Annotated in this window: 21 protein-coding genes; 4 read left to right on the top strand and 17 right to left on the bottom strand. The window is 69.9% G+C overall.

The window, feature by feature from the left end; translation table 11 throughout:
- Positions 1 to 9 precede the first annotated feature (9 nt).
- Positions 10 to 234 carry a hypothetical protein gene (locus tag ACO073_RS02500; protein ID WP_421994933.1) on the bottom strand — a complete coding sequence of 75 codons (225 nt, stop codon included), beginning with the start codon at positions 232 to 234 and terminating at the stop codon, positions 10 to 12.
- Between the two features lie 398 nt (positions 235 to 632).
- Between ACO073_RS02500 and ACO073_RS02495 the strand changes: the two genes are divergently transcribed.
- Both ACO073_RS02495 and ACO073_RS02490 read left to right on the top strand, forming a co-directional pair.
- Positions 633 to 1661, top strand: a complete 1029-nt coding sequence (locus tag ACO073_RS02495; protein ID WP_421994931.1) for a methyltransferase — start codon at positions 633 to 635, stop codon at positions 1659 to 1661.
- 2 nt (positions 1662 to 1663) lie between these two features.
- Positions 1664 to 2617 (top strand): NAD(P)H-dependent flavin oxidoreductase, encoded by a 954-nt coding sequence (locus ACO073_RS02490; RefSeq protein ID WP_421994929.1) that lies wholly within the window; start codon positions 1664 to 1666, stop codon positions 2615 to 2617.
- A 29-nt stretch (positions 2618 to 2646) separates the two neighbouring features.
- On the opposite strand, the gene ACO073_RS02485 is transcribed toward ACO073_RS02490, so the two are convergent.
- The 9 genes from ACO073_RS02485 to ggt all read right to left on the bottom strand — a co-directional run bounded on the left by ACO073_RS02485 (position 2647) and on the right by ggt (position 16325).
- Positions 2647 to 3492, bottom strand: coding sequence for a TauD/TfdA dioxygenase family protein (locus ACO073_RS02485; protein WP_421994927.1), 846 nt, complete (start codon positions 3490 to 3492; stop codon positions 2647 to 2649).
- Positions 3493 to 3571: 79 nt separating this feature from the next.
- Positions 3572 to 5044, bottom strand: a complete 1473-nt coding sequence (locus ACO073_RS02480) for a hypothetical protein (RefSeq protein WP_421994925.1) — start codon at positions 5042 to 5044, stop codon at positions 3572 to 3574.
- 119 nt (positions 5045 to 5163) lie between these two features.
- Entirely contained in the window at positions 5164 to 8322 is a 3159-nt protein-coding gene (locus ACO073_RS02475; RefSeq protein WP_421994923.1) for an efflux RND transporter permease subunit, read from the bottom strand.
- An 18-nt stretch (positions 8323 to 8340) separates the two neighbouring features.
- Entirely contained in the window at positions 8341 to 9504 is a 1164-nt protein-coding gene (locus ACO073_RS02470; protein ID WP_421994921.1) for an efflux RND transporter periplasmic adaptor subunit, read from the bottom strand.
- A 92-nt stretch (positions 9505 to 9596) separates the two neighbouring features.
- Positions 9597 to 10388: a phosphodiesterase gene (locus ACO073_RS02465; protein ID WP_421994919.1), complete on the bottom strand. Its 792-nt coding sequence runs from the start codon at positions 10386 to 10388 to the stop codon at positions 9597 to 9599.
- 4 nt (positions 10389 to 10392) lie between these two features.
- The gene (locus ACO073_RS02460) at positions 10393 to 10986 is read right to left on the bottom strand and encodes a DUF938 domain-containing protein (protein WP_421994917.1); all 594 of its coding nucleotides are present in this window, start codon (positions 10984 to 10986) and stop codon (positions 10393 to 10395) included.
- A complete protein-coding gene (locus ACO073_RS02455) occupies positions 10983 to 13304 on the bottom strand; it encodes a xanthine dehydrogenase family protein molybdopterin-binding subunit (protein WP_421994915.1) in 2322 nt (773 codons plus the stop codon). The genes ACO073_RS02460 and ACO073_RS02455 overlap by 4 nt, the downstream gene beginning before the upstream one ends.
- Positions 13301 to 14674 (bottom strand): NAD(P)/FAD-dependent oxidoreductase, encoded by a 1374-nt coding sequence (locus ACO073_RS02450; protein WP_421994913.1) that lies wholly within the window; start codon positions 14672 to 14674, stop codon positions 13301 to 13303. The genes ACO073_RS02455 and ACO073_RS02450 overlap by 4 nt, the downstream gene beginning before the upstream one ends.
- A 40-nt stretch (positions 14675 to 14714) precedes the next feature.
- Positions 14715 to 16325: a gamma-glutamyltransferase gene (gene ggt / locus ACO073_RS02445; protein WP_421994911.1), complete on the bottom strand. Its 1611-nt coding sequence runs from the start codon at positions 16323 to 16325 to the stop codon at positions 14715 to 14717.
- Positions 16326 to 16466: 141 nt separating this feature from the next.
- Between ggt and ACO073_RS02440 the strand changes: the two genes are divergently transcribed.
- Positions 16467 to 17000, top strand: coding sequence for an SRPBCC family protein (locus tag ACO073_RS02440; RefSeq protein ID WP_421994910.1), 534 nt, complete (start codon positions 16467 to 16469; stop codon positions 16998 to 17000).
- 26 nt (positions 17001 to 17026) lie between these two features.
- Positions 17027 to 17437 (top strand): VOC family protein, encoded by a 411-nt coding sequence (locus ACO073_RS02435; RefSeq protein WP_421994908.1) that lies wholly within the window; start codon positions 17027 to 17029, stop codon positions 17435 to 17437.
- Between the two features lie 12 nt (positions 17438 to 17449).
- On the opposite strand, the gene ACO073_RS02430 is transcribed toward ACO073_RS02435, so the two are convergent.
- The 7 genes from ACO073_RS02430 to modA form a co-directional block, all read right to left on the bottom strand.
- The gene (locus ACO073_RS02430) at positions 17450 to 18679 is read right to left on the bottom strand and encodes a PLP-dependent aminotransferase family protein (RefSeq protein WP_421994906.1); all 1230 of its coding nucleotides are present in this window, start codon (positions 18677 to 18679) and stop codon (positions 17450 to 17452) included.
- Between the two features lie 70 nt (positions 18680 to 18749).
- Positions 18750 to 20372: an FMN-binding glutamate synthase family protein gene (locus ACO073_RS02425; protein ID WP_421994904.1), complete on the bottom strand. Its 1623-nt coding sequence runs from the start codon at positions 20370 to 20372 to the stop codon at positions 18750 to 18752.
- Between the two features lie 7 nt (positions 20373 to 20379).
- Positions 20380 to 20505: a hypothetical protein gene (locus ACO073_RS02420; RefSeq protein ID WP_421994902.1), complete on the bottom strand. Its 126-nt coding sequence runs from the start codon at positions 20503 to 20505 to the stop codon at positions 20380 to 20382.
- Positions 20506 to 20532: 27 nt separating this feature from the next.
- The gene (locus ACO073_RS02415) at positions 20533 to 20883 is read right to left on the bottom strand and encodes a winged helix-turn-helix domain-containing protein (RefSeq protein WP_421994900.1); all 351 of its coding nucleotides are present in this window, start codon (positions 20881 to 20883) and stop codon (positions 20533 to 20535) included.
- Between the two features lie 18 nt (positions 20884 to 20901).
- Entirely contained in the window at positions 20902 to 21966 is a 1065-nt protein-coding gene (gene modC / locus ACO073_RS02410) for a molybdenum ABC transporter ATP-binding protein (protein ID WP_421994898.1), read from the bottom strand.
- Positions 21963 to 22649: a molybdate ABC transporter permease subunit gene (gene modB / locus ACO073_RS02405; RefSeq protein WP_421994896.1), complete on the bottom strand. Its 687-nt coding sequence runs from the start codon at positions 22647 to 22649 to the stop codon at positions 21963 to 21965. Before modB ends, modC begins: the two co-directional genes overlap by 4 nt.
- Positions 22646 to 23458, bottom strand: a complete 813-nt coding sequence (gene modA, locus ACO073_RS02400; protein WP_421994894.1) for a molybdate ABC transporter substrate-binding protein — start codon at positions 23456 to 23458, stop codon at positions 22646 to 22648. Before modA ends, modB begins: the two co-directional genes overlap by 4 nt.
- Positions 23459 to 23462 lie beyond the last annotated feature (4 nt).

Below are 23462 nucleotides of genomic sequence, written 5' to 3'. Positions count from 1 at the left end.
AACGCGAGGCTACTTTTCTCGCGTTCGAATGAAGAAGACGATCGAAAAAAATATGCCGAGCCCCATAGACGATATCATGGCGATATAGGCGGCCTTGCGAAACTTGATGTCGAGCGGAGGAGAGAGGAAAAGCGAGGCGCCGTACATCACGACAGAGAATGCTGCGCCGATGAGTGCCCATCGGGTGAATACATCCCATAGCATCATCTTCCAGCGAACGGACTGTTTGGACATCGGTGTCGTCCTACAGGGGATCTCGTACTTGCGCTCGGTCCAAGGCACGTCGTGACGATGCCAAATTGCGGTGGAGGCACTCAAGCTCCACGCTCAAACCGCATCTTTGGCCTGTGTGCAGTCATTGCCGTCACAGTGTGGTGCTGATGGAGGCGGCCCAGCGCGCAGGCGACTAGATTTGGTAGAGTTTCCGCCAGCGGATCCTACAGAGAGCCCTTTCTGGAGCCCAAAAAGTCGCAATAAAAGAACCTCGCTGCGCAGCATCGCGCTCGATAACTATTGTTATTGATCGGAACGTGAGGCTGCGATACGATGTCTGCCTCGGCCGCGGTGCGGCTCGATCACATTGTTCCTGACGGTCGGCCGTGCTGTCTTTTCGCGAAACGGCGGGAGGAAGCATGGCGAAGCAAGAGCAGCGTTCTTCGGCGGCCGCGCCGCCGCCGACCACGGTCCGCCTGCAGAACATCGCGCAGTCTTACGGCCAGTCGGCGGCCCTGATGGCCGCGGTCGAGATCGGCGTCTTCACGGCGATCGGCAACGGCGCCGGCACCTACGAGGAGGTGGCGCGCGCCGTCGACATCCATCCGACCAATGCCGAGCGGCTGATGGTCATGCTGTGCGCCGCCGGCCTGCTGGAGAAGTCGGGCGAGCGCCACGTCAATGCGCCCGATGTCGAGCGCTACCTGGTCGAGGGCAGGCCCGGCTACATGGGCCCGTGGATCACCTTCACCAAGCCGCAGTGGGGCGAATGGGGCCGGCTGGCCGAGCATCTGCGCGTCAAGGACCTGCGGACGATGGGGTCGATCGAGACCTTCACCGTGGCCGACGCGCGGCGCTACCACGCGGCGACCTATTCGATCGGACTGGGCGCCGGCCGCCGCTTCGTGCGCCAGGTCGACCTCGCCGGGAGGCGCCGCATCATGGACATCGGCGGCGGTTCGGGCGCCTACTGCATCGCCGCCGCCAAGGAACATCCCTCGATCCGCGGCGTGGTGCTCGACCTGCCGGTCGTGTGCGAGGTGGCGCGCGACTTCATCGCCGAGCACGGCTTCGCCGACCGCATCGAGGCGCGTCCCTGCAACTTCACGCGCGATCCGTTCCCCACCGACTGCGACGTCGCCATCATGGCGTCGAACCTGCCGATGTACGGCCGTGACATGATCGCGAGCGTCATCGCCAAGGCACACGACGCGCTGCTGCCGGGCGGGCAGATGCACCTGATCGGCGAGATGACCAACGACCAGCGGACCGGCCCGTGGGGCCCGGCCTACTGGGGCCTGGGGCAGGCCGTGTCGGACTCGCTGGGGCTCGCCCATTCGGAAGCCGACGTGCTGGGCTACTTCCGGGCGGCGGGCTTCGGCGACGTCGCGCTGCACGACTTCATTCCCGGCTCGCTCGGCCGCGTCACGGGCACCAGGGCGGCCTGACCATGTTCCATACCGCCGTCTGCGACCTGCTGGGCATCCGCTACCCCATCCTGCAGGGCGCCATGCAGGGCGGCGGCGGCGTCGAGCTGGTGGCGGCGGTGAGCGAGGCCGGTGGGCTCGGCGTCCTGCCGACCTTCGGTGGTACGGACCAGAAGCTCCGCGAGGACATCGAAGCGGTGCGCACGCGCACCGGCCGGCCGTTCGGGGTCAACATCATGCCGATGGGCCGCGGCATCACCGAGCGCTGCGCCGCGACCTGCATCGAACTCGGCATTCCGGTCGTCACCACCGGCCGGGCCGATCCCGGCGAGGCCGTGGTGCGTCGTCTCAAGGATGCCGGCATCAAGGTCGTGTCGGTGATCCCGACGGTCGAGCATGCGCGGCGCATGGCGGGCGAGGGCGTGGACGCCGTCGTCGCCTCGGGCAGCGAGGCCGGCGGCCATGTCGGCACCGTGTCGACCCTGCCGCTGGTGCCGCAGGTCGTCGACGCGGTCCGCATCCCGGTGCTGGCGGCCGGCGGCATCGGCGACGCGCGCGGCTTCCTCGCCGCCTTCGCGCTGGGCGCGGTCGGGGTCCAGATGGGGACGCGCTTCATGGCCACCGAGGAGTCCGACCTCAACGAGTGGGGGCGCGAGCGGCTGCTGGCGATGCGCGAGACCGACACGATCGTCACCCGCGCCATGACCGGCGCCACGGTGCGCTGCATCCGCACGCCCGAGATCGTGACCTACGAGGAGGCGGTGGCGCGCGGCACCGATGCGGCGACGCTGAAGGAGATGGCCGCGCAGGTCCGCGCGTCGCGCTACGGCGAGGGCAAGCGCGACCGGCGTCAGTCGGCGGCGGGGCAGGTCGCCGGCCTGATCACCGGGATCGTGCCCGTCGCCGACCTGATCGAGGGCATGCTGGCCGAGGCGGCGCGGCTGGCGCAGGGCCTGCCGGCGGTGGCGGGGCGCTGATCGCGCGTCGACCTTCGACGCGCGACCTGTCAGACCGGCCGGTCGCCGCTGACCTGGATGCGGCGCAGCAGGCGGCGGAACGGGCCGGTGTCGCCCAGCGCGATGTGCTTGGCGCTGCGATTGTCCCAGAAGGCGATCGAGCCGTTCTGCCAGCGCCAGCGGAAGGTGAACTCGGGCCGGTTGCCGTGCTCCATCAGGAAGTCGAGCAGCGGCCGGCTTTCGGCCTCGGTCATGCCCTCGAAGCCGACCGTGTAGGACTTGTTGACGAACAGCATCTTGCGGCCGGTCTCGGGATGGGTGCGGACCACCGGATGCAGGCTGCGCGTCTCGCGCCAGTCGGCGCCGTCGCGATGCTTGGTCGAGCGCCCCTTGTTCTTCCCGGCCTGCGGTCCCGCCACCATGATGTCGCTGTGCCAGGCGCGCAGGCCCTCGAGCAGCTTCTTCATGCCGTCCGACAGCGCCTCGTAGGCGAGGTACTGGTTGGCGAACATCGTGTCGCCGCCATAGGCCGGCACGTCGATGGCGTAGAGGATGGCGCCCATCGGCGGCTCTTCCATCATCGTCGTGTCGGCATGCCAGTCCTCGCCGACATAGCCGGTGTCGCCGGGCTCGCGCCGCACCATGACGATCTCGGGATCGTCGCCCGTGCCGACATAGTTGGGATGGATGAAGATCTCGCCGAAGCGGCGGGCGAAGGCCTTGTGGCGCGCGACGTCGAGCGTCTGGTCGCGGAAGAAGACGACGCAGTGCTCGTTCAGCGCGTCGCGGATCTCGCCGATCGTGCCGTCGTCGAGGTCCTGCGCGACGTCGACGCCGGAGATCTCGGCGCCGCCGGCGCCGGACAGGAGACGGATGTCGAGGCGCGTGTTGCGCATGGCCTTCCTCCCTCGGTGGCCGGATTGGGATCGAGGCTAGCCGACCGGACGGGCCTTGGCGAGGGAGGCCGGGGGAGGCTCAGCGGCAGTGCAGCGTGATCCGGCGCGGCGTGATGGTGGGCAGCGGCGGCGCCTTGGGATCGACCGGCCGCGGCCACGAACCGTCGGCGAGATGCTTCTCGACCGTCGGCAGGAGCTGGTTGAACGCCACCCAGGCCTGCAGGCGCAGCCCGGCATAGTTGGTGTGGACCGCGTCGACGAACAGGTCGGGGTCGAGCGGCACGTAGCGCGCGAAGTCGATGAAGGGCAGCTTGTGGACGCGGGCGTACTTGGCGAGGAAGCGGTTCTGGAAGTTCGACAGCCGCTCCATGTCGCGATACCGGTACGGGAAGTTGGCGACGTTGAGCTGCTCCAGGATGTACTTGTGGCGCACGGGATCGAGCACCATCCCGTCCTTCACCATCCAGAGGAAGGAGCTCAGCGCGAAGTCGCTGTCGACGGTCGCGAGGTCGGCGCGGATCCGGTCGAGGTCGTTCTCGATCTCGTTGAGGCTGACCGGCAGGTCGGGATAGGCGAGGTCGGGATCCTTCTCGTCGAGCCCTTCGGGCCATGTGAAGCGATAGTCCGGCTTGGGCCATTCGGCGCCGGCCTTCTCGTCCCGCGTCCCGGCCATGCCGACCGCCGCCTGCACGCGCGCCATCACCGCCGAGTAGCGGGCGGCTTCCTGCAGCCACGACGGCGAGGTCGAGGCGACGGCGGCCGGCGGCTTCGGTGTGGCGCCCTTCGGCGCGCCGGTCACGACCGAGGCCGGCCGGAACTGGTTGCCGCCTTCGTAATAGACGACGAGGTCGGGCCGCAGCGGAAGGATCTCGGTCCGCACGACGGCCGCGCTGTCGGCCGAGGTGATGCTCTCGCGCCCCATGTTCAGCGCCTCGAAGCGCAGGTCGAGGCCCCTGGCCTTCGCCCAGCGGTTCAGCCAGTAGCCGACAAACTCGGGATAGGAGAAGGGCAGGTGCGGGGCGCCCATGGTGGTCGAGGAGCCGACGAACACGATGCGGATCGTGCGCGGGCCGCGCGGATCCTCGATCGGCGCGCCGCGCCAGCCCATCTGGTTGGTGACGAGGCCGTTGGGCAGCGTGGCGTTCGGCAGGTAGCGATAGGGCGGATGCGGCGAGCCGTCCGGCGGATCGTAGAGCCACAGCACGCCGGGCGCCCGGCGCAGGAACGGGTGCTTGCAGGGATCGGGGCCGGCGAACACCGAGTTCCAGGCCTTGAACACGTCCGGCGGACGGAAGTCCATGCTGCCGTCGGGATCGGCCTCGATGGCGCGGAACAGCCGTGTCCATTCCTCGGGCACCGCGCGGCGGTTCGCCAGAGCCGGCGGATCGTCGTAGAACCACTGGCGCTCGACGCCGGCGGCGACGGGGACGCTGTCGAGGACGGCCGGGCTCACGCTCGAGCTGCCGGTCGGCGCGCTGAGCGGCATGGCGAACATCGCATAGCCGTCGATGTAGCGGACGGCGGCCTCGGCGGCGGCGAGGCAGAGAACCATCGAGACGAGGAAGAGGAGGGCGTTCTTCAGGGGCGTTTCCTTGGACGACGCAGCCCCCTAGCACAGAAATGGGGCGGCGCAAGCCGGACCCGGCGTCGCCCCTTCCCGCGGCCCGCCCGTCAGGTCGCCGACGGGACGGCCTTCGGCACCTTGCGTCCCTTGCGCCTCTCCTCGAAGCGCTGCAGCACGACGAAGAAGGACGGCACGAACAGCACGGCGAGGCAGGTCGAGGCGATCATGCCGCTGAACACCGCGAGGCCGAGCGAGATGCGCGAGTTGGCGCCCGCGCCAGTCGCCGTCACCAGCGGCACGACGCCGAGGATGAAGGCGAAGGAGGTCATGAGGATGGGCCGGAAGCGGGTGCGAGCGGCCTCGACCGCGGACTCCAGGATGTCCCTGCCGTGGATCAGCCGCGCGTCGCGCGCCACCTCGACGATCAGGATGGCGTTCTTGGCGCTGAGCGCGATCAGCAGCATCAGCCCGATCTGCGTGTAGATGTTGTTGGGCAGGCCGAGAAAACCCAGCGCGATGGCGGGTCCGGAGAGCGACAGCGGCACCGCGAAGATCACGCCGAGCGGCGCGATCCAGCTCTCGTACTGTCCGGCCAGGCAGAGATAGACCAGCAGGATGGCGAGCGCGAACACGTAGGTGAGCTGGTTGCCGACCAGGTTCTCCTGGTACGACATCGCCGTCCATTCCGAGCCGGTGCCCGGCGGCAGGGTGGCGGCGGCGATCTGGTCCATCAGGCCGATCGCCTCGCCCGAGCTGAAGCCCGGCGCCGGCGAGCCGACGATCGCGGCCGACGGGTAGAGATTGTAGAGCGTGATCAGCGGCGGACCGGCCGCATCCTTCAGCTCGGCCAGCGCGCCGATCGGCACCATCTTGCCGTCCTGGTTCTTCACCTGCAGGAGCAGGATGTCGCTCGGCCTCGTGCGGTACTGCGAATCGGCCTGCAGGAAGACCATCAGGCTGAGGCCGAACTTGTTGAAGCGGTTGACGTAGGCCGAGCCGAGATAGGTCGACAGGGTGGTGAACACGTCGCCGATCGAGACCTTCAGCGTTTCCGCCTTCAGCCGGTCGACCTCGACGCGGACGTGCGGCGCCCCGGCGCGGAAGGACGTCACCAGGTTGGACAGGCCCGACTGGGTGCGGGCCTGCTGGATCATGTTGTTGGTGGCGTTCTGCAGCTTGACGTAGTCGAAGCTGCCGTCCTTCTGCTCGACCTGGAGCTGGAAGCCGCCGGCATTGCCGATGCCCTGGATGGCCGGCGGCACCAGCGGGAAGGCCCGCCCATCCTGCAGGTTCTGCACGGCGCCGGCGATATGCAGGACGATCGAGCGCAGGTCCTGGCCCGGCTGGTCGAGACGCACGCTCCAGTCCTTGAGGATGACGTAGGCGACGCCGGCATTGGCCAGGACGGCGTTGCCGTCGAGCACCGACATGCCGCTCAGCGCCACGACCTTGTCGACGCCGGGCGTGGCCTCGGCGATCTTGCTGACCTCGCCCATCACCGCGTCGGTGCGCTCCAGCGAGGCGCCGTCGGGAAGCTGCACGCCGATCAGCATGTAGCCCTGATCCTCGTTGGGGATGAACGCCGTCGGCAGGCGCGCGATGCCCCAGCCGCCCGCCGCCGCCAGGGCGAAAGCGATCAGCACCATGAACAGGGCATGGTGGGTCATCTTGCCGATCAACCAGGCATAGCCGTCCTCGATCCGGCCATAGACCTTGTTGAAGCCGCGAAAGAAGAAGTTGCGCTTCTCCGGCGGCACCGCGGGCCTCAGCCACAGGGCGCACTGGGTGGGCTTCAGCGTCGCGGCGTTGATGGCGCTGATCAGCGCCGTCGCGGCGATGACCAGCGCGAACTGCGCGAACATCTGGCCGGTCAGGCCGGGCACGAAGGCGGCCGGCAGGAACACCGACATCAGCACCAGCGTGATGCCGATCACGGGCCCGAACAGCTCGTCCATCGCCTTGATGGCGGCGTCGTGGGGCGTCAGGCCCCGCTCGATGTGATGCGCGACGCCCTCGACGATCACGATGGCGTCGTCGACCACGATGCCGATCGCCAGCACGATGCCGAACATCGTCGTGGTGTTCACCGTGAAGCCGAGCGCGGCCATGGCGGCGAAGGCGCCGATGATGGTGACCGGGATCGTGGTGGCGGGGACCAGCATGGCGCGCCAGTCCTGCAGGAACAGCACGATGACGATCAGCACCAGGATGCCGGCCTCGATCAGGGTCATGAAGACCTCCTTGATCGAGGCGTTCACGAACCGCGTCGTGTCGAAGGGAACGTCGTAGACCAGCCCCTTGGGGAAGGCCTTCGCGAGCTCCTTCATCTTGGCGTCGACGAGCTTGGCCACGTCCAGCGCGTTGGCGTTGGGCAGCTGGTAGATGGCGACGCCGGCGTTGGGCTTGCCGTTCAGGCGCGAGGTGTTGACGTAGGTCTGGGCGCCCATCTCGATGCGGGCGATGTCCTTCAGCCGCAGGATGCGGCCGCCGTTGCCCTGGCCGGACTTGACGACGACGTTGCCGAACTCGTCGGGCGTGCTCAGCCGGCCGAGGATGTCGATGGTGAACTGGAAGTCCTGGCCCTTGGGCGCGGGCGGCTGGCCGACCTGCCCGGCCGTCACCGGCTGGCTCTGCTCCTGGATGACCCGGCTGACGTCGGAGGGCGTGAGCCCGTAGGTGTAGAGCTTCTGCGGATCGAGCCAGACGCGCATCGAGTACTCGCCGACGCCCAGCACCTGGGTGTTGCCGACACCGGGCAGCCGCGACAGTTCGTTGACCAGGTTGATGGTGGCGTAGTTCGACATGTAGAGGCTGTCGAACGTGTTGTCGGGCGAATTGAGCGTGACGATCTGCAGGATCGAGGTCGACTTCTTCTGCGTCACCACGCCCTGGGCCTGGACGGCCATCGGCAGTGAGGCCAGCGCGGCGCTCACCCTGTTCTGCACCAGCACCTGCGCGAAATCGAGGTCGGTGCCGATCGCGAAGGTCACGGTGAGCGTATAGGTGCCGGCATCCGTGCTGGTCGACGACATGTAGATCATGTCCTCGACGCCGTTGACCTGCAGCTCGATGGGCAGCGCGACGTTGTCGACCACCGTCTTGGCGCTGGCGCCCGGATAGGTCGTCGTGACCTGCACCGTCGGCGGCACGATGTTGGGATACTGCGCGACCGGCAGGGTCGCCAGCGCCACCGCGCCGAGCAGCACGATGACGATCGCCAGGACGTTGGCGAGCACCGGCCGGTTGATGAAGAACGCGGAAATCATCGCTCGCGGACCCGGCGGTTACTTGGTCGTCGTGATGTTGGCCCCCGCCGGCGGCGGCGGGATGGTGCCATCCTTGGGCACGACCTTGCTGCCCGGAACGGCGCGGCCGTTGGTGGTCAGCACGACGCGGTCGTCGGGCTTCAGCCCGTCGGTGACGATGCGCAGCCCGCCGGGCAGCAGCTGGCCGGTCTTGATGCGCTTCTGCTCGACGACATCGTCCTTGTTGACGGTGAGGACGTATTGGCCCGCCTGGTCCTCGGCGATCACGCGGTTCGGGACCAGCAGGTCTTCCTTCGCCCCCTGGGCCAGCGGCACGCGGATGCGGGTGAAGAAGCCGGGCAGCAGCTCGAGTTTCGGGTTCGGGAACAGGCCGCGGATCAGGATGGTGCCTGTGTTCGGATCGACCTCGGGCGAGACGTAGTTCAGGTGGCCCGAATGCGGAAAGCCCTCCTCGGTCATCAGGCCGATGTCGAGCGGGATCTTCGAGAGTTCCTCGAGGGTCAGCCGCTTCTTGAGGCCAGCGCGGATGTCGAGAAGGGTCTGCTCGCTCATGTTGAACTCGACGTAGATCGGGTCGAGCTGGACGATCGTCGCGAGCTTGGTGGCGGTGCTGCTGCCCACGAGCTCGCCCACCGAGATCAAGTGCTTGGTCACGAGCCCGTCGAAGGGCGCCTGCACCGTCGTGTAGCCGAGGTTGGTCTTGGCGATCGTGAGGTTGCCCTGGGCGTTCTCGACGTTGGCGCGGTCGCTGTCACGCTTGGCCTTGGCCTTGTCGTAGGTGGTCTGGGCCGACACGTTCTGCCGCAGCAGCGTCTCCTGGCGGTCGAACTCCGCTTCCGACTGGACGAGCTCGGCCTTGGCGGCGTCGAGCTGGGCCTCCGCCTCCTGGACCTTCGCCTTGTACATCGTCTGCTCGATGACGAAGAGCGTGTCGCCCTTCTTCATGGGCGAGCCGTCGACGTAGTTCTGCGATTCGAGGAAGCCCTCGACGCGGGCCACCAGGTCGACCGTGTTGAAGGCGACCGTGTTGCCGGTCAGCTGCTCGTACGGGATGATCGACTGCTTCAGCGGGACGGCCACGGAGATGTCGGGCGGCGGCGGCGGCTGGAACTTGTTCTCGGGCTTGCAGCCCGCGAGGAAGGCGGCCACGAGCGGCAGCAGGATCAGGCTGCGATACGCCATGTTCAGACGAGTCTCCCCCGTGCGATGGTTCCTGAGCGTTACCCCATCCCAACCCGGAACGCTACCCGCGTCGACGGGCCGAGGGCGGCGGCTCAGGCGAAGGGAAAAGGTCCTTCAAAGCGACCGATATACGAAGTGTGTGTGACCATTGCGCCATCCTGCCAGTGATGCAGCAGGCAGGCCGGCGGCTCGCAGAACGAGGCGGGCGAGGCGTCGGTGCGAAGCCTCAATGCAATTTGTGTCGCGGTGCTGGGGCAGGTCGCCAGGACCGTGCCCGCCCAGCGGCGCAGGATCGGCCGGTGGACGTGGCCGCACAGGACCCGCTCGACGTTGGGGAAGCGGCCGATCACCTTTTCGAGACGGCCGGGATCGCGGCACATGTACCTGTCCAGGTAGGGAATGCCGCAGGCGAAGGGCGGATGGTGCATCAGCACCACGGTCGGCGCCCCGCGCCCGCCCTGCAGGGCCGTCTCCAGCCAGGCCAGCCCCGCCGCGTCGACCTCGCCGTGGTGGTCGCCCGGCACCGTCGTGTCGAGCGCCACGATCCGGAGCGGCGGTCGGTCGACGACGTAGTGCTTGGGGCCGCGCGGCGGCAGGTAGGCATGCTCGGGGAAGTGCCGCACCAGGGTCTCGCGATCGTCGTGATTGCCCGGCATCAGCAGGAACGGCGGCTCGAGCGCCGCCAGCAGGTCCCACAGCGCCTCGTACTCCGCGTCGAGCCCCTCGTCGACCAGGTCGCCGGTGATCAGCACCAGCTCCGGACGAGGATCCAGCCCATTCAGATGGGCGATGGCCTCGGCCAGCATGCGGTTCGAATCGACGGCGTCCTTGTAGCGCTGGCCGGCCGGGCGGACATGCAGGTCGGAGATCTGGGCCAGCAGCACGGGATCAGCGCCGCCGGAAGGTGAGCGAGAGATTGTTCGCCGGCATCTCGACGATCTCCGGCGGGCCGAAGCCCCGGTCGGCCGCGCGGCCCGCCACGGTCTCGAGATCACGCACGCCCCAGGCAGGATTACGGCGTCGCAGGTCGGCGTCGAAGGCCTCGTTGCTCGGGGCGGTGTGCCGGCCCTCGCGGCGATAGGGACCGTAGAGATGCAGCACGCCGCCCGAGGGCAGGATCCGCGCCGCGCCGGCCAGCAGTCCCTCGGCGGCCGACCAGGGCGCGATGTGGATCATGTTGCTGCACAGGACCGCGTCGGCTGCCGCGACCGGCCAGTCCGCCGCCTCGACGTCGAGCGCCACCGCCGGTCGCACGTTGGCGAGACCGCTCTCCTGCGACCAGGCGTCGATGCTGGCCCGCGATGGCGCGTCGGGGTCGCTGGGCTGGAAGACGAGATGCGGCAGGCTGGCGGCGAAGTGCACGACATGCTCGCCGGTGCCGCTCGCCACTTCGAGCACCAGGCCCTGCGCCGGCAGGCGCGGCCCGAGCACGTCGAGGATCGGCTGGCGGTTGCGGGCGGCGGCGGGCGCGTGGAGCTTCACGAGGCGGCGCGTCCCGGCGACGCCGCGCCATGCAGGGCCTGCCAGATGTGAGCCGGTGTCGCCGGCCCCTCGAAACTGGTGACGCCGAACGGCTCCAGCGCGTCCAGGATGGCGTTGGCGATCGCCGGGAAAGCCGCGATTGCGCCGGCTTCGCCGCAGCCCTTCACGCCCAAGGGGTTGGTCGTGCAGGGTGTGTTGTTGAAGCCGAGATCGAAGGACGGGAGGTCGTCGGCGCGCGGCAGGGCATAGTCCATGAAGGAGCCGGCCACCATCTGCCCCGAGCCCGCATCATAGGTCGCGTGCTCGAGCAGCGCCTGGCCCGCGCCCTGGGCCATGGCGCCGTGCGCCTGGCCCGCGGCGATCATCGGATTGACCAGCACGCCGTAGTCGTCGACCGCGGTGTAGCGGTCGAGGTGCACCACGCCGGTGTCGCGATCGATCTCGACCTCGACCACGTGCGCGCCGTTGGGGAAGGTGAGGTGCTCGCGCTTCCAGCAGTGATAGGTGTCGAGCGGCTTGCCCGCCGCACGGCTGCGGGCGGCGACCTCGATCAGGCCGATGGCGCGATCGGTGCCCGAGACGACGAAGCGGCCGGCCTCGAAGCGGATGTCGCTCTCCGAGGCCTCGAGCAGGTCGGCCGCGAGTTCGGTGCCCTTGGCGATGATCTCGTCGGCGGCGCGCCAGATCGCAGTGCCGCCCATGAAGGTGGCGCGCGAGCTGCCGTGGCCGCCGCCCATGGCGATCAGGTCGGTGTCGCCCTGGCGCAGCCGGATGCGCTCGTTCGGCACGCCCAGCCGATGCGCCACGATCTGCGGGAAGGTGGTCTCGTGACCCTGGCCGATATGCTGCGTGCCGGTGATCAGCGACACCGTGCCGTCCTCCTCGAAGCGGATCTCGACATTCTCCTCCGGCGGCCCGCCAGTTCCCTTGATGTGGTACGCAAAGCCCATGCCGCGCAGCCGGCCGGCCGCCTCACTGCGGCGCCGACGCTCGGCGAAGCCCGCCGCGTCGGCACGCGCCAGGGCCGCGTCGAGCGTCTCGGCGAAGCGGCCGCTGTCGACCTGGAAGCCGAAGCTGTTGGTCATCGGCATGGCGTCGGCCGGCACCATGTTGCGACGGCGCAGCTCGGCGCGGTCGATGCCGGTCCGCCGCGCCGCCTCGTCGATCAGGCGTTCGAGGATGTTCACGGTCTCGGCGAAGCCCGGACCGCGGGTGACGCCGATCGGCGCGGTGTTGCTCAGCACCGCCACGACGCGCAGCGCGATCGAGGGCAGCCGGTACACGGTCCCCTGCAGGTGCGGGTACTGGTAGGTCTGCACGCCGCCGCCCGCACCGGCCATGTAGGCGCCGAGATTGGCCACGCTTTCCGCCCTGAGCGCCAGGAACCGCCCCTCGGCGTCGAGCGCCAGCGACGCCTCCGCCCACATGTCGCGCGCGGCATGGTCCGAGAGGAAGACCTCGCTGCGGCTGGCGATCCACTTGACCGGCCGGCCGGTGCGGCGGGCGGCCCACAGGACGAGCGCGTGCTCGGCGTAGGCGAAGTTCTTGGCGCCGAAGCCGCCGCCGACGTCGGGCGCGACGAAGCGCACGTCCTTCGGCTCGACGCCGAGGCAGCGCGCGACGTGGTTGCGGTTGATGTGGATGTTCTGGCTCGAGACGTGGAGCGTGTAGCGGCCGCTCGCCGGGTCGAAGGCGCCGACGCCGCCGCGCGGCTCCATCGGGTTGATGACGATGCGGTGGTTGTCGAGGGTGAGCGTGACGACGTGCGCCGCCCGCGCGAACGCCGCCTCGGCGCCCGCCTCGTCGCCGGTCCGCCAGTCGAGGCAGACATTGCCCGGCACCTCGTCGGCGACCAGCGGCGCGCCGGCCGCGCGGGCGGCGAGGCCCGTGGTCACGGCCGGCAGGCTCTCGTAGTCGACGGCGACCAGCTCGGCGGCGTCGAGGGCCTGGGCGCGCGTCTCGGCCACCACCAGCGCCACCGGTTCGCCCGAGAAGCGCACCTTGTCGATCGCCAGCAGCGGCTGCGGCGCGAAGGCGAAGGGCTCGCCGGTCTGCACGTTGGCCTCGGCATAGGGGCGCAGCGGGCTCAGTCCGTCCGCCGCCGCCTCGACCGCGGTCAGCACCGCCAGCACGCCGGGGGCCCGCAGCGCCGCCGTGGCGTCGAGGCCGCGGATGCGCGCATGGGCATGCGGCGAGCGCAGCACGACCGCGTGGGCGAGGCGTGCGAAGGAAAGGTCGTCGAGATAGGCGCCACCGCCGGTCACGAGGCGCTGGTCCTCGCGCCGGCGGGGCGAATCGCCGATGGTTGCGGTCGTCATGTCCGGAGCGCCTCCGCGTTCTGCGCCTGTCGTTTCTCGTCCCACCAGTCGGACGCCTGCAGCTTCCAGTACACGAGCTGGGTGGCCAGCCGGCCGACGGCGCCGCCGGCCCAACCGATGCCGAACGGACGGAACTGTGTCCAGCGGTCGTCCTCGCCGGCGATGCCCGCGACGACGGCGTCGGCGCCGGCCGCGGTCTGGGCGACGCCGTGGCCGCCGAAGGCCGAGCAGACCCACAGGCCGGGCGCGATCTCGCCGACCTGGGGCATCCTGTGCGTTGCGTAGCCCATGATGCCGGGCCAGGCATGGTCGATGCGGACGTCGCCGAGCTGCGGGTACACCGACAGGATGTCGCCGCGCATCAATGCGCGCAGCCGCGGCGGCTCGCGCGTGTCGGTGGTGATGCGGCCGCCCCACAGCAGCCGGTCGCCGTCGACCACGCGGTAGTAGTCGCCGGCGCGACGGGTGTCGGAGATCGCGCCCGGCCAGCGGACGGCCTCGGCCAGCGCCGGACCGAGCGGCGCGGTGACCGCAACATAGGTCGCGACCGGCAGGACGGCGCGCGCCACGCGCGGCTCGACGGGTCCGAGATCGGCATTGCCGGCCAGCACGACGTGGCGCGCCGCGATCTCGCCCATCGCCTTGCCGGGGCCCGAGCGGGCCGCAGTGCGCAGCAACCAGCCCGTGCTGCGCTCGAGTGCGACAGCATCGGTGCGCTCGCACACCGTGCCGCCCCGGCGTTCGATGTCCCCGGCGAGCGCCAGCGCGAGGTTGAGCGGATGGATGTGGAAGGACGCGGGATCGTGCAGTGCCTGATGGTAGCGGCCGGTCGCCAGTACGCTACGCACCCGCTCCGTCGGCCACGGCTCGAAGCTGGCGCCCAGCGTCTCGGCGAGCGCGCGCGTGCGGTCGGCGAAGCCGGCGCCCTGGTCGGTGCGCGACACGGTGAGCTTGCCGCGACCCATCATGATGTCGGACCGGTCGAGGGCGGCGATGGCGTCGCGCACGACGGCGACGCCGCGCTGCGACTGGGCGTAGAGGCGGCGCGCGGCGTCGACGCCCAGCCGGTCGATCAGAGCGCCCGACCGCTCGGCCCAGCCCGCACCGACGAAGCCGCCGTTGCGGCCCGATGCGCCCCAGCCGATGCGATGCCGCTCGACCAGCACGACGCTGAGGCCGCGCATCGCCGCCAGCCGCGCCGCATGCAGGCCGGCGAAGCCGCCGCCCACGACGGCGACGTCCGCCTCGCGCCGGCCGTCGAGCGGCGCGCGCTCGGGCGCCGCGTCGCGGGTCGCGGCGTACCAGCTCGCGGGATAGTCGGCGTCGGCCATCGGCGCAGCATGGCACGGATCGGTGGCGGGCGGAGCCATGGCGACGGGAATCGCAGGCCGCTTGGCGCGCCCGCCCCGATCAGGCGCCGACGGCCGCGCCGTCGCTGCGCGGATCGGCGCCGCCCGAGAGCATGCCGGTTTCGGCATCGATGGTGATGCCATGGGCATGGCCCGCCGACTCGCTCCAGTCTGCCCAGCGGTCGAGCAAGTGGCCACGGCGCTCGAGCTCGACCAGGGTCTCGCGGGGGAAGCGTCCCTCGACATGCAGGGTGTCGCGGGCTTCGAGAAGGCCGAAGCGGCCGGACAGGAACCGCGGCATGTCGAGCGCCTCCTGGATTCCGAGCCCGTGATCGATCAGGGCGCTGTAGACCTGCAGATGGATCTGCGGCTGCCCGTCGGCGCCCATGCAGCCCAACACCGCCCACGGCTTGCCGTTCCTGAAGGCGAGCGAGGCGATCAGCGTGTGCAGCGGCGTCTTGCCAGGCTCCAGCCGGTTGGGGCTCTTCGGGTCGAGCGAAAAATAGGCGGCGCGGTTCTGAAGCACGACGCCGGTCCGGCCTGCCACCACCGCCGCGCCGAAGACACCGTAGAGCGAGTGGATGAGCGAGGCGGCGTTGCCCTCCTTGTCGACCGCGGCGACGTAGACCGTGTCGCCGGACAGGCTGCCGTAGGAGGGGACGCGATCCCACGGCAGGGCGCGGTTGGGGTCCATCAGGTGGCGGCGCTCATCGGCGTAGGACTTGGAGGTCAGCCGCGCCGTCGGCACGTCGGCGAAGCGCGGATCGCCGACATGACGGTCGCGGTCGTGGTAGGCGATCTGCTTGGCCTGCACCATGAGATGCACGGAATCGGCGCCCAGGAAGGGCTTGCGGTGGAGCTCGAAGGGCTCGAGCAGGTTCAGCATCTCGAGCACGGCGAAGCCCTGGGTGGGCGGCGGCGTCTCGTAGATCGTGACGCCGCGATAAGTGCCCTGCAGCGGCTCGCCCCAGCGCGCCGCCTGGACGGCGAGATCGTCCGGCGTGAAGAAGCCGTCGTTGGCCGCCGACCAGCGCACCAGCTCCCGCGCCACTTCGCCGGCGTAGAAGCCGTACCAGCCGTCGCTCGCGATCGCTTCCAGCGTGCGGGCGAGGTCGGGATTGTCGAGGACGGCACCATCGCGCAGGAAGATCGCCGCCGCCTCGGGATTCTTCTCCAGCTCGTCGCGCGCCAGGCCGCGCCAGTGCGCCAGCCGCGCGGTGACGGGGAAACCCTCGCGGGCGTAGCCGATGGCGCTCTCCAGGCAGCGGCGCAGCGGCAGGCGGCCGTAGGCAGCATGCGCCATGCCCCAGCTCGCCACGGCGCCCGGCACGGTGAGCGTGGCCGGCAGAGGCCCGCGATAGGGCACCTCGTCGAGGCCACGGCGCGCGAAGGCCTCGATCGTGCCGCCGGCGCAGGCGCGGCCGCCGCCGTCGATGTAGCGGACCGATCCGTCGGCGGCGTCGTGGATCAGCCAGAACGCGTCGCCGCCGACGCCGGTCATGTGCGGATAGAGAACGGAGAGCGCGGCGCTCGCCGCCACCGCGGCGTCGACGGCCGAGCCGCCGTCGCGCAGGATCTCGGCGCCGGCCTGCGAGGCGCGCGCGTGCGGGCTGGTCACCATGCCCCGGGTGGATTGGATGGCCGGGCGGCCGGCAGCGAAGTCGATCGTCACGCGTCGTGACTATCACAGGGACGGGCGCGAGGCCGATGCGAATATGCGTCGGGGTGGAGCGCGTGCCGGGCGGTTGACAGTCCGCCGCCTGCTTTCTAGGGCTTGCTGCGACGGTCCAGTGACCCGGGGGGAGCCGCACCGATGCTGAGGACGCTCGCCATCTTCGTCGGCCTGATCATTGCCGTCGTGGCCGGCATCGTGATCTACGCGGCGACGAAGCCGGACACGTTTCGCGTCCAGCGGACCGTGGAGATCAAGGCCTCACCCGCCAAAATCCTTCCGCTGATCGACGATCTCAAGGCGTGGCCCACCTGGTCGCCCTACGAGAAGAAGGATCCGGGAATGAAGCGCAGCTACGGCGCCGTCACCAAGGGCAAGGGGGCGACCTACGCCTGGGACGGCAATGAGCATGTTGGCCAAGGCCATATGAAAATTCTCGAGGAGACGCCGGACAAGGTCGTGATCAAGCTCGACTTCGAGAAGCCGTTCGAGGCGCACAATACCGCCGAGTTCCTGCTGCGGCCGCAGGGAGACGCGACGTCGGTGACCTGGGCGATCTACGGGCCGAGCCCCCTCGTGTCACGGGTGATGGGCCTCTTCATGGACATGGACAGGATGATCGGACGCGACTTCGAGCAGGGCCTCGCCGACCTCAAGGCGATCGCCGAGAAGTAGCCGACCCTCGATCAAGGAGTGAAGACATGACCGTGCAGCCGTACCTGTTCTTCAACGGCAAGTGCGAGGAGGCGATCGCCTTCTACAAGGAGGCCATCGGCGCCCAGGTCGAGATGATGATGCGGTTCGGCGAGAGCCCCGAGAAGGATTCGGGCCACCTGCCGCCGAACTCGGAGAACAAGATCATGCACGCCTCCTTCAAGGTCGGCGACACGGTGATCATGGCCTCCGACGGCCATTGCTCGGGCGCGACCGCGTTCCAGGGCTTCGGGCTGGCTCTCAGCGCGGCGAGCGACGCCGAGGCCGAGAAGATGTTCGCCGCCATCGGCAAGGGCGGTCAGGTCCAGCAGCCGCTGGTCAAGACGTTCTTCGCCTCGACGTTCGGCATGGTGACCGACCGCTTCGGCGTGCTCTGGATGGTGAGCACGCCGTCGTAAGTCAATCCGCCGTCAGGCCTTGTCGAGGTTCGCGCTGCGCACCGGTACGCCGAACTCGCGGCGGCAGACATCGGCCAGGACGGCGACGCCCTGCCGGATGGTCTCCGGATCGGGATTGGCGAAGCAGAGCCGCAGCCGGCAACGGGCATAGTCCTTGTTGGTCGACCATTCCGGTCCGGGGTTGAGCGAGACGCCGGCCGCCTGCGCGGCCTGCGCCAGCTTCACCGTGTCGACATTGTCCGGCAGCTTGATCCAGAGGTAGATGCCGCCCGGCGGATCGCCGAACTCGGCGGCGGTGCCGAACTGTTCGGCCAGCGCCTCGCGCAGGACCTGCAGCTTGCCGGCCAGCGTCTTCGAAAGCCGCGGCACGTGATCGGCGAAGTGCCGGCGGCAGAACTCGGCCAGCACCATCTGCTCGAGCGAGCCCGAGCCGGCGTCGGCCTTGAGCGCCAGGATGCGCGACAGCACTTCCCACCGGGCGACCAGGTAGCCGACGCGCAGCGCCGGGGCGATCGACTTGGAGAAGGAACCGATATGGATCACGCCTTCGCCTCCGGCCAGGGCGTAGAGCGAGGGCGGCCGCTCGCCGCTCCAGGTCAGGTCCGAGTAGCACTCGTCCTCGAAGATCATGACGCCGTGCTCGGCGGCGAGCTTCAGCAGCGCCTTGCGGCGCGCCTCGCCCATGATCGCGCCGGTCGGGTTCTGCACCGTCGGGATCGTGTAGATGTACTTGGGCTTGACGCCCTTGGCCTTGAGCTCCTCCAGCTTCTGCTGCAGGGCGTCGAGCCGGAGCCCCTCGCCGTCGAGCGGGATGCCGACGGCATTGACGCCGAGCCGCCCGAGCTTGGTCAGGGCACCGCCATAGGTCTCCTGCTCGATCAGCACCGTGTCGCCCCGGGTGAGCAGAAGGTTGTTCACCAGGTCGAGGCCCTGCATCGAGCCCGAGGTGATGAGGATCTCGTCCGGAGAGCAGGCGATGCCGGCATGGCCCTTGAGCTTGTCCGCGAGGAACTCGCGCAGCGGCCGGTAGCCGAGCGGCCCGCTGTTCAGCCCGTAGGTGGCGAGCGTCGCGCCCTCGCGCTTCAGCACCGCCGTCGCCGCCTCGATCAGCGCGTCGACCGGCACGTGCTTCGCATCGTTGTGGCCGCCGATGAAATTGTACTTCGGGAAGCCGTTCCACTTCACGGCGGGCGCGGGCGTGCCGGGGGCGAGAAGCGGAGCGACGTCGAAGGGAGCGGTCATGGCGTTTCCTCTCGGGCTTTTGCCCATTGCTGGGCCAACCCGGCGGGATTCGCAACCGCCTTGGGGCCAATCAGGTCACGGCGCGAAACGACCGCGCGTCGGCCATGTTCCAGGCCTCCGTCCAGCGCGGCCCGGCGGTCCCGGCCAGCAGCTCGCCCTCGCCCAGGCCGGGATAGAGTTCGGCGTAGGTCAGCACCTCGCTGGGCGAGATGCGGCGCGAGATGTGGAGCGGCTTGAACTGGCTCGGATGGTCGAGGCCCGCCGCCGCCGTCATCTCGGCCAGCTCGCGCACGGTGGCGCGATGGAAGTTGACCACGCGCTGCGTCTTGTCGGGCACGACCAGGGCGCGCTGGCGGGTCGGATCCTGGGTGGCGACGCCGGTCGGGCAGCGGTCGGTGTGGCAGTGCTGCGACTGGATGCAGCCGATGGCGAACATGAAGCCGCGCGCGGCATTGCACCAGTCGGCGCCCAGCGCCATGGCGCGGATCATGTCGAAGGCCGTGACGATCCTGCCGGCGACGCCGACCTTGATGCGGTCGCGCACGCCGATGCCGATCAGCGCGTTGTGGACCAGGAACAGGCCCTGGCGCATCGGCTTGCCGATATGGTCGAGGAACTCCATCGGCGCGGCGCCGGTGCCGCCCTCCTTGCCGTCGACCACGATGAAGTCGGGATAGATGCCGGTCTCGAGCATCGCCTTGCAGATGGCGAGGAATTCCCACTCGTGGCCGATGCAGAGCTTGAAGCCGGTCGGCTTGCCGCCCGACAGGCGGCGCAGCTCGGCGATGAAGCCCATCATCTCCAGGGGCGTCGAGAAGGCCGAGTGCCGTGACGGCGAGATGCAGTCCTCGCCCATTGCCACGCCGCGCGTCAGCGCGATCTCGGCGCTGACCTTGGGCGCCGGCAGCACGCCGCCATGGCCCGGCTTGGCGCCCTGGCTGAGCTTCACCTCGATCATCTTGATCTGGGGGTTGACGGCGGTCGCGGCGAAGCGCTCGGCCGAGAAGGTGCCGTCGGGATTGCGGGCGCCGAAATAGCCCGAGCCGATCTCCCAGATGATGTCGCCGCCGCCCTCGCGGTGGTAGGGGCTGTAGCCGCCTTCGCCGGTATCGTGGGCGAAGCCGCCGATGCGCGCGCCGTTGTTCAGCGCGCGGATGGCGTTGGCGCTGAGCGAGCCGAAGCTCATCGCCGAGATGTTGAACACCGAGGCCGAGTAGGGCTGGCTGCAGTCGGGGCCGCCGATGGTGATGCGGATCGGCTCGCGGCTGACCGGCGCCGGCGCGACCGAATGCGACATCCATTCGTAGCCCGGGGCGTAGACGTCGTAGTTGGTGCCGAACGGCCGCACGTCGAGGGCGTTCTTGGCGCGCTGGTAGACGACGGCGCGCCGGTCGCGGCTGAACGGCATGCCGTCCTTCTCGCCCTCGAAGAAGTACTGGCGCATCTCCGGGCGGATCGCCTCGAAGATGAAGCGCAGGTGCGCGGCGATCGGATAGTTGCGCAGCACCGCATGCGGTTTCTGGATCAGGTCGACGATGCCGACGATGGTCAGGAAGAGCGCGACGCCGAACAGGATGGCGAGGACGATGGAACCGCCGTCGAGCAGCAGGCCGGCGCCGAAGATGACGGTCGCCAGGACGGCGAGGGTGAGCGTGATGAACCTCGGCGTCAGCGGCAGGAAGATCGGCGACATCTGTTTCTCATGTGGGACCGGCGGGGAGCCGGCGTGCGTCCTCGACCGCGACGAATTCCGTCGAATCCGTGCCCGACGCCGCCGTCGGCGGCTGATACCAGTCGACCGGTGTCACGATGATGACGCCCGACATCCTCCCCTGTCCGGGCAGGATAGCGCGTTATCGGGGCCGGCGGTTGCGGGAAATCGCCTGCAGCGCCTTGAGATGGGTCGCGGTGGCCGAGAGCGCCTTGCGCTCGATGGCCCGGTAGTGCCGGATCAGCTCGCGGCCGCGCGGCGTCAGCGCGGCGCCGCCGCCCGCGCGGCCGCCGGTCTGGGCCTCGACCAGCGGCTCGTCGAAACTGTCGTTGATCTCGGCGACGAGCTGCCAGGCGCGCTTGTAAGACATGTTCATGGCGCGGCCGGCGGCCGAGATCGATCCTTCGCGGGCGATGCCCTCGAGCAGGGCGACCTTGCCGGGGCCGAGCCGGCCCTCGTGGTCGAAGTCGATGCGGATGCTGAGATGGGGCATCGCACTCCCGATGTCCGTCTAGGTGCGCTCGAAGGAGACGCTCTTGATCACGGCATATACAGGCTTGCCCGGTCCCAGCGCCAGCCGTTGCACCGACTTGGCGGTGAGCCGGGCGACGAGGGGCGCGCCGTTGCAGTCCAGCCGGACTTCGGCCTGCGCGCCGGCGGCGTCGGCGACGACGGCGGCGATGCGGCCGGGCAGGACGTTCAAGGCGCTGATCTCCTCCGGCGGGCGCAGCGAGAGCATGACGTCGCGTGCCCGGATGTACGCACGGACGGATGCGCCGACGGATGCGCTCAGCCGCGGCACCTGCAGCTCGCCGGCCGCCGAGCTCAGCACCGTCAGGTGGAAGGCGTCGTCGTGGCGCGCCACCGTCGCGTCCAGCACGCTGCCGGCGTCGCCGGCGTCGGCCAGCGGCAGGATGTCGGCCACCGGGCCGACGGCCGTGACCTTGCCGTCGCCCATGATGACCACCGTGGTCGCCAGCCGCGCCACCTCGGCGACGGAATGGCTGACATAGAGGATCGGCACGCGCGCCTCGTCGCGCAGCCGCTCGACATAGGGAAGGATCTCGGCCCGCCGCGCCTCGTCGAGCGACGCCAGCGGCTCGTCCATCAGCAGCAGCCGGGGGCGCGCGAGGAGCGCCCGGCCGATCGCGACGCGCTGCTTCTCGCCGCCCGACAGGCCGGCCGGCCGCCGGTCGAGCAGGGGGCCGATGCCCAGCAGCTCGACGACCGCGGCGAGGTCCGGTGCCGCATCGGCGGCGCGGCCCGTGAACCAGCGTCCGTAGAGCAGGTTGCGGCGCACGCTGAGATGCGGGAACAGGCGGCTGTCCTGGAAGACGTAGCCGATGCGTCGCCGGTGCGGGGGCACGAAGACGCGCTGCGTGGTGTCGACCAGCACTTCGCCGTCGACCGCCACGCGGCCGCGATCGGGCCGGGCCAGGCCGCCGACGATGTCGACCAGGGTCGTCTTGCCGGAGCCGGACCGGCCGAACAGCGCCGTCAGCCCGGGCGCGGCGGTGAAACGGGCGGCGAGCCGGAAGGCGCCGCGCGCCAGCTCGACGTCGACCTCGAGACTCATGTCGCCGGCTGGCGCACGGCGACGCGTCGCGCCAGCCACTCGGAGCCCAGCAGGGCCAGCATGGAGATCGCGATCGACACGAGGGTGAGCCGGAGCGCCCCGGAATCGCCACCCGGCACCTGCAGCAGGCTGTAGATCAGGGTCGGCAGCGTCTGGGTTTCGCCCGGGATGTTGGACACGAAGGTGATGGTGGCGCCGAACTCGCCCATCGCCTTGGCGAAGCACAGGATCGCGCCGGCGATGATGCCGGGCAGGCAGAGCGGCAGGGTGACGGTCGCGAACACCCAGGCGGGGCGGGCGCCCAGCGTGCCGGCTGCCGCCTCCAGCCGCGGGTCGACGGCCTCGATCGACAGGCGGATCGCCCGCACCATCAGGGGAAAGCCCATGACGGCGCAGGCCAGCGCCGCGCCGGTCCAGCGGAAGGAGAAGACGATGCCCAGCGTCTCGGCAAGGAAGGCGCCGAACGGCGCGCGCCGGCCGAACGAGAGGAGCAGGAGGTAGCCGGTCACGACCGGCGGCATGACCAGGGGCAGATGGACCAGCGTGTCGACCAGCCCCTTGCCCCAGAAGCGCCGGCGCGCCAGCAGCCAGGCCACGGCGATGCCGGCCGGCAGGCTGGCCAGAGTCGCCGTGGTCGCGACCAGCAGGCTCAGCCGGACGGCCGTCCACTCCTCCGGCGTCATGATGCCGAGGCGGAGCGCACCAGGACGGTGAAGCCCTGTTTCTCGAGGGCCGGCCGCGCCTTGGCGCTGCGCAGATAGTCGAGGAAGGCCTTGGCGTCGGCGTTCTTCGCGTCCGCCGTCAGCGCGGCCGGATAGATGATCGGCGGATGCGATCCATCGGGGAAGGTCGCCACGATCTTCACGGCGGGGTCGATCGCGGCATCGGTGGCATAGACCACGCCGAGCGGGGCCTCGCCCCGTGCCACCAGGGCCAGCGCCCCCCGCACATTGTCGGCCTGCGCGATGTCGCCCTTGACCGTGTCCCAGGCGCCGAGCTTCTCCAGCGCGGCCTTGCCGTACTTGCCGGCGGGAACGGCCGCGACGTTGGCCATCGCCAGCCTGCCGCCGGCGAGCGCCGCCTTCAGCGCCGGCCCGGTGATCTCGACCGTGGCGGCCCTGGTGTCGCGCGGGGCGATCAGGACGATCTTGTTGCCCAGCAGGTTGAAGCGGGTATCGGCCTTGATGCGCTTGCGCTCGGCCAGATAGTCCATCCAGGCGAGGTCGGCCGAGAGGAAGAGGTCGGCCGGGGCACCCTGCTCGATCTGCTTGGCGAGCGCGGAGCTCGCGGCGTAGGAGATCCTGGGCGCCGGCTTCCCGGTCTCGCGGGTCCAGCCGGCGGCGACGTCGTCCAGCGCGTTCTTGAGGCTGGCTGCGGCGAAGACCACGACGCCGTCCTGCGCCCGGGCGGGGCCGGCCACCAGCGCCAGCGCGGGCGCGAGGACCGGCGCGAGCGCCAGCAGCCATCCGAGCCAAACACGTCTTTCGACCATACCG

The sequence above is a fragment of the Reyranella sp. genome (genome assembly GCF_965229815.1).
In the GTDB taxonomy this organism is placed as follows: Bacteria; Pseudomonadota; Alphaproteobacteria; order Reyranellales; family Reyranellaceae; genus Reyranella.
This window is presented reverse-complemented; position numbering and strand designations above follow the sequence as displayed.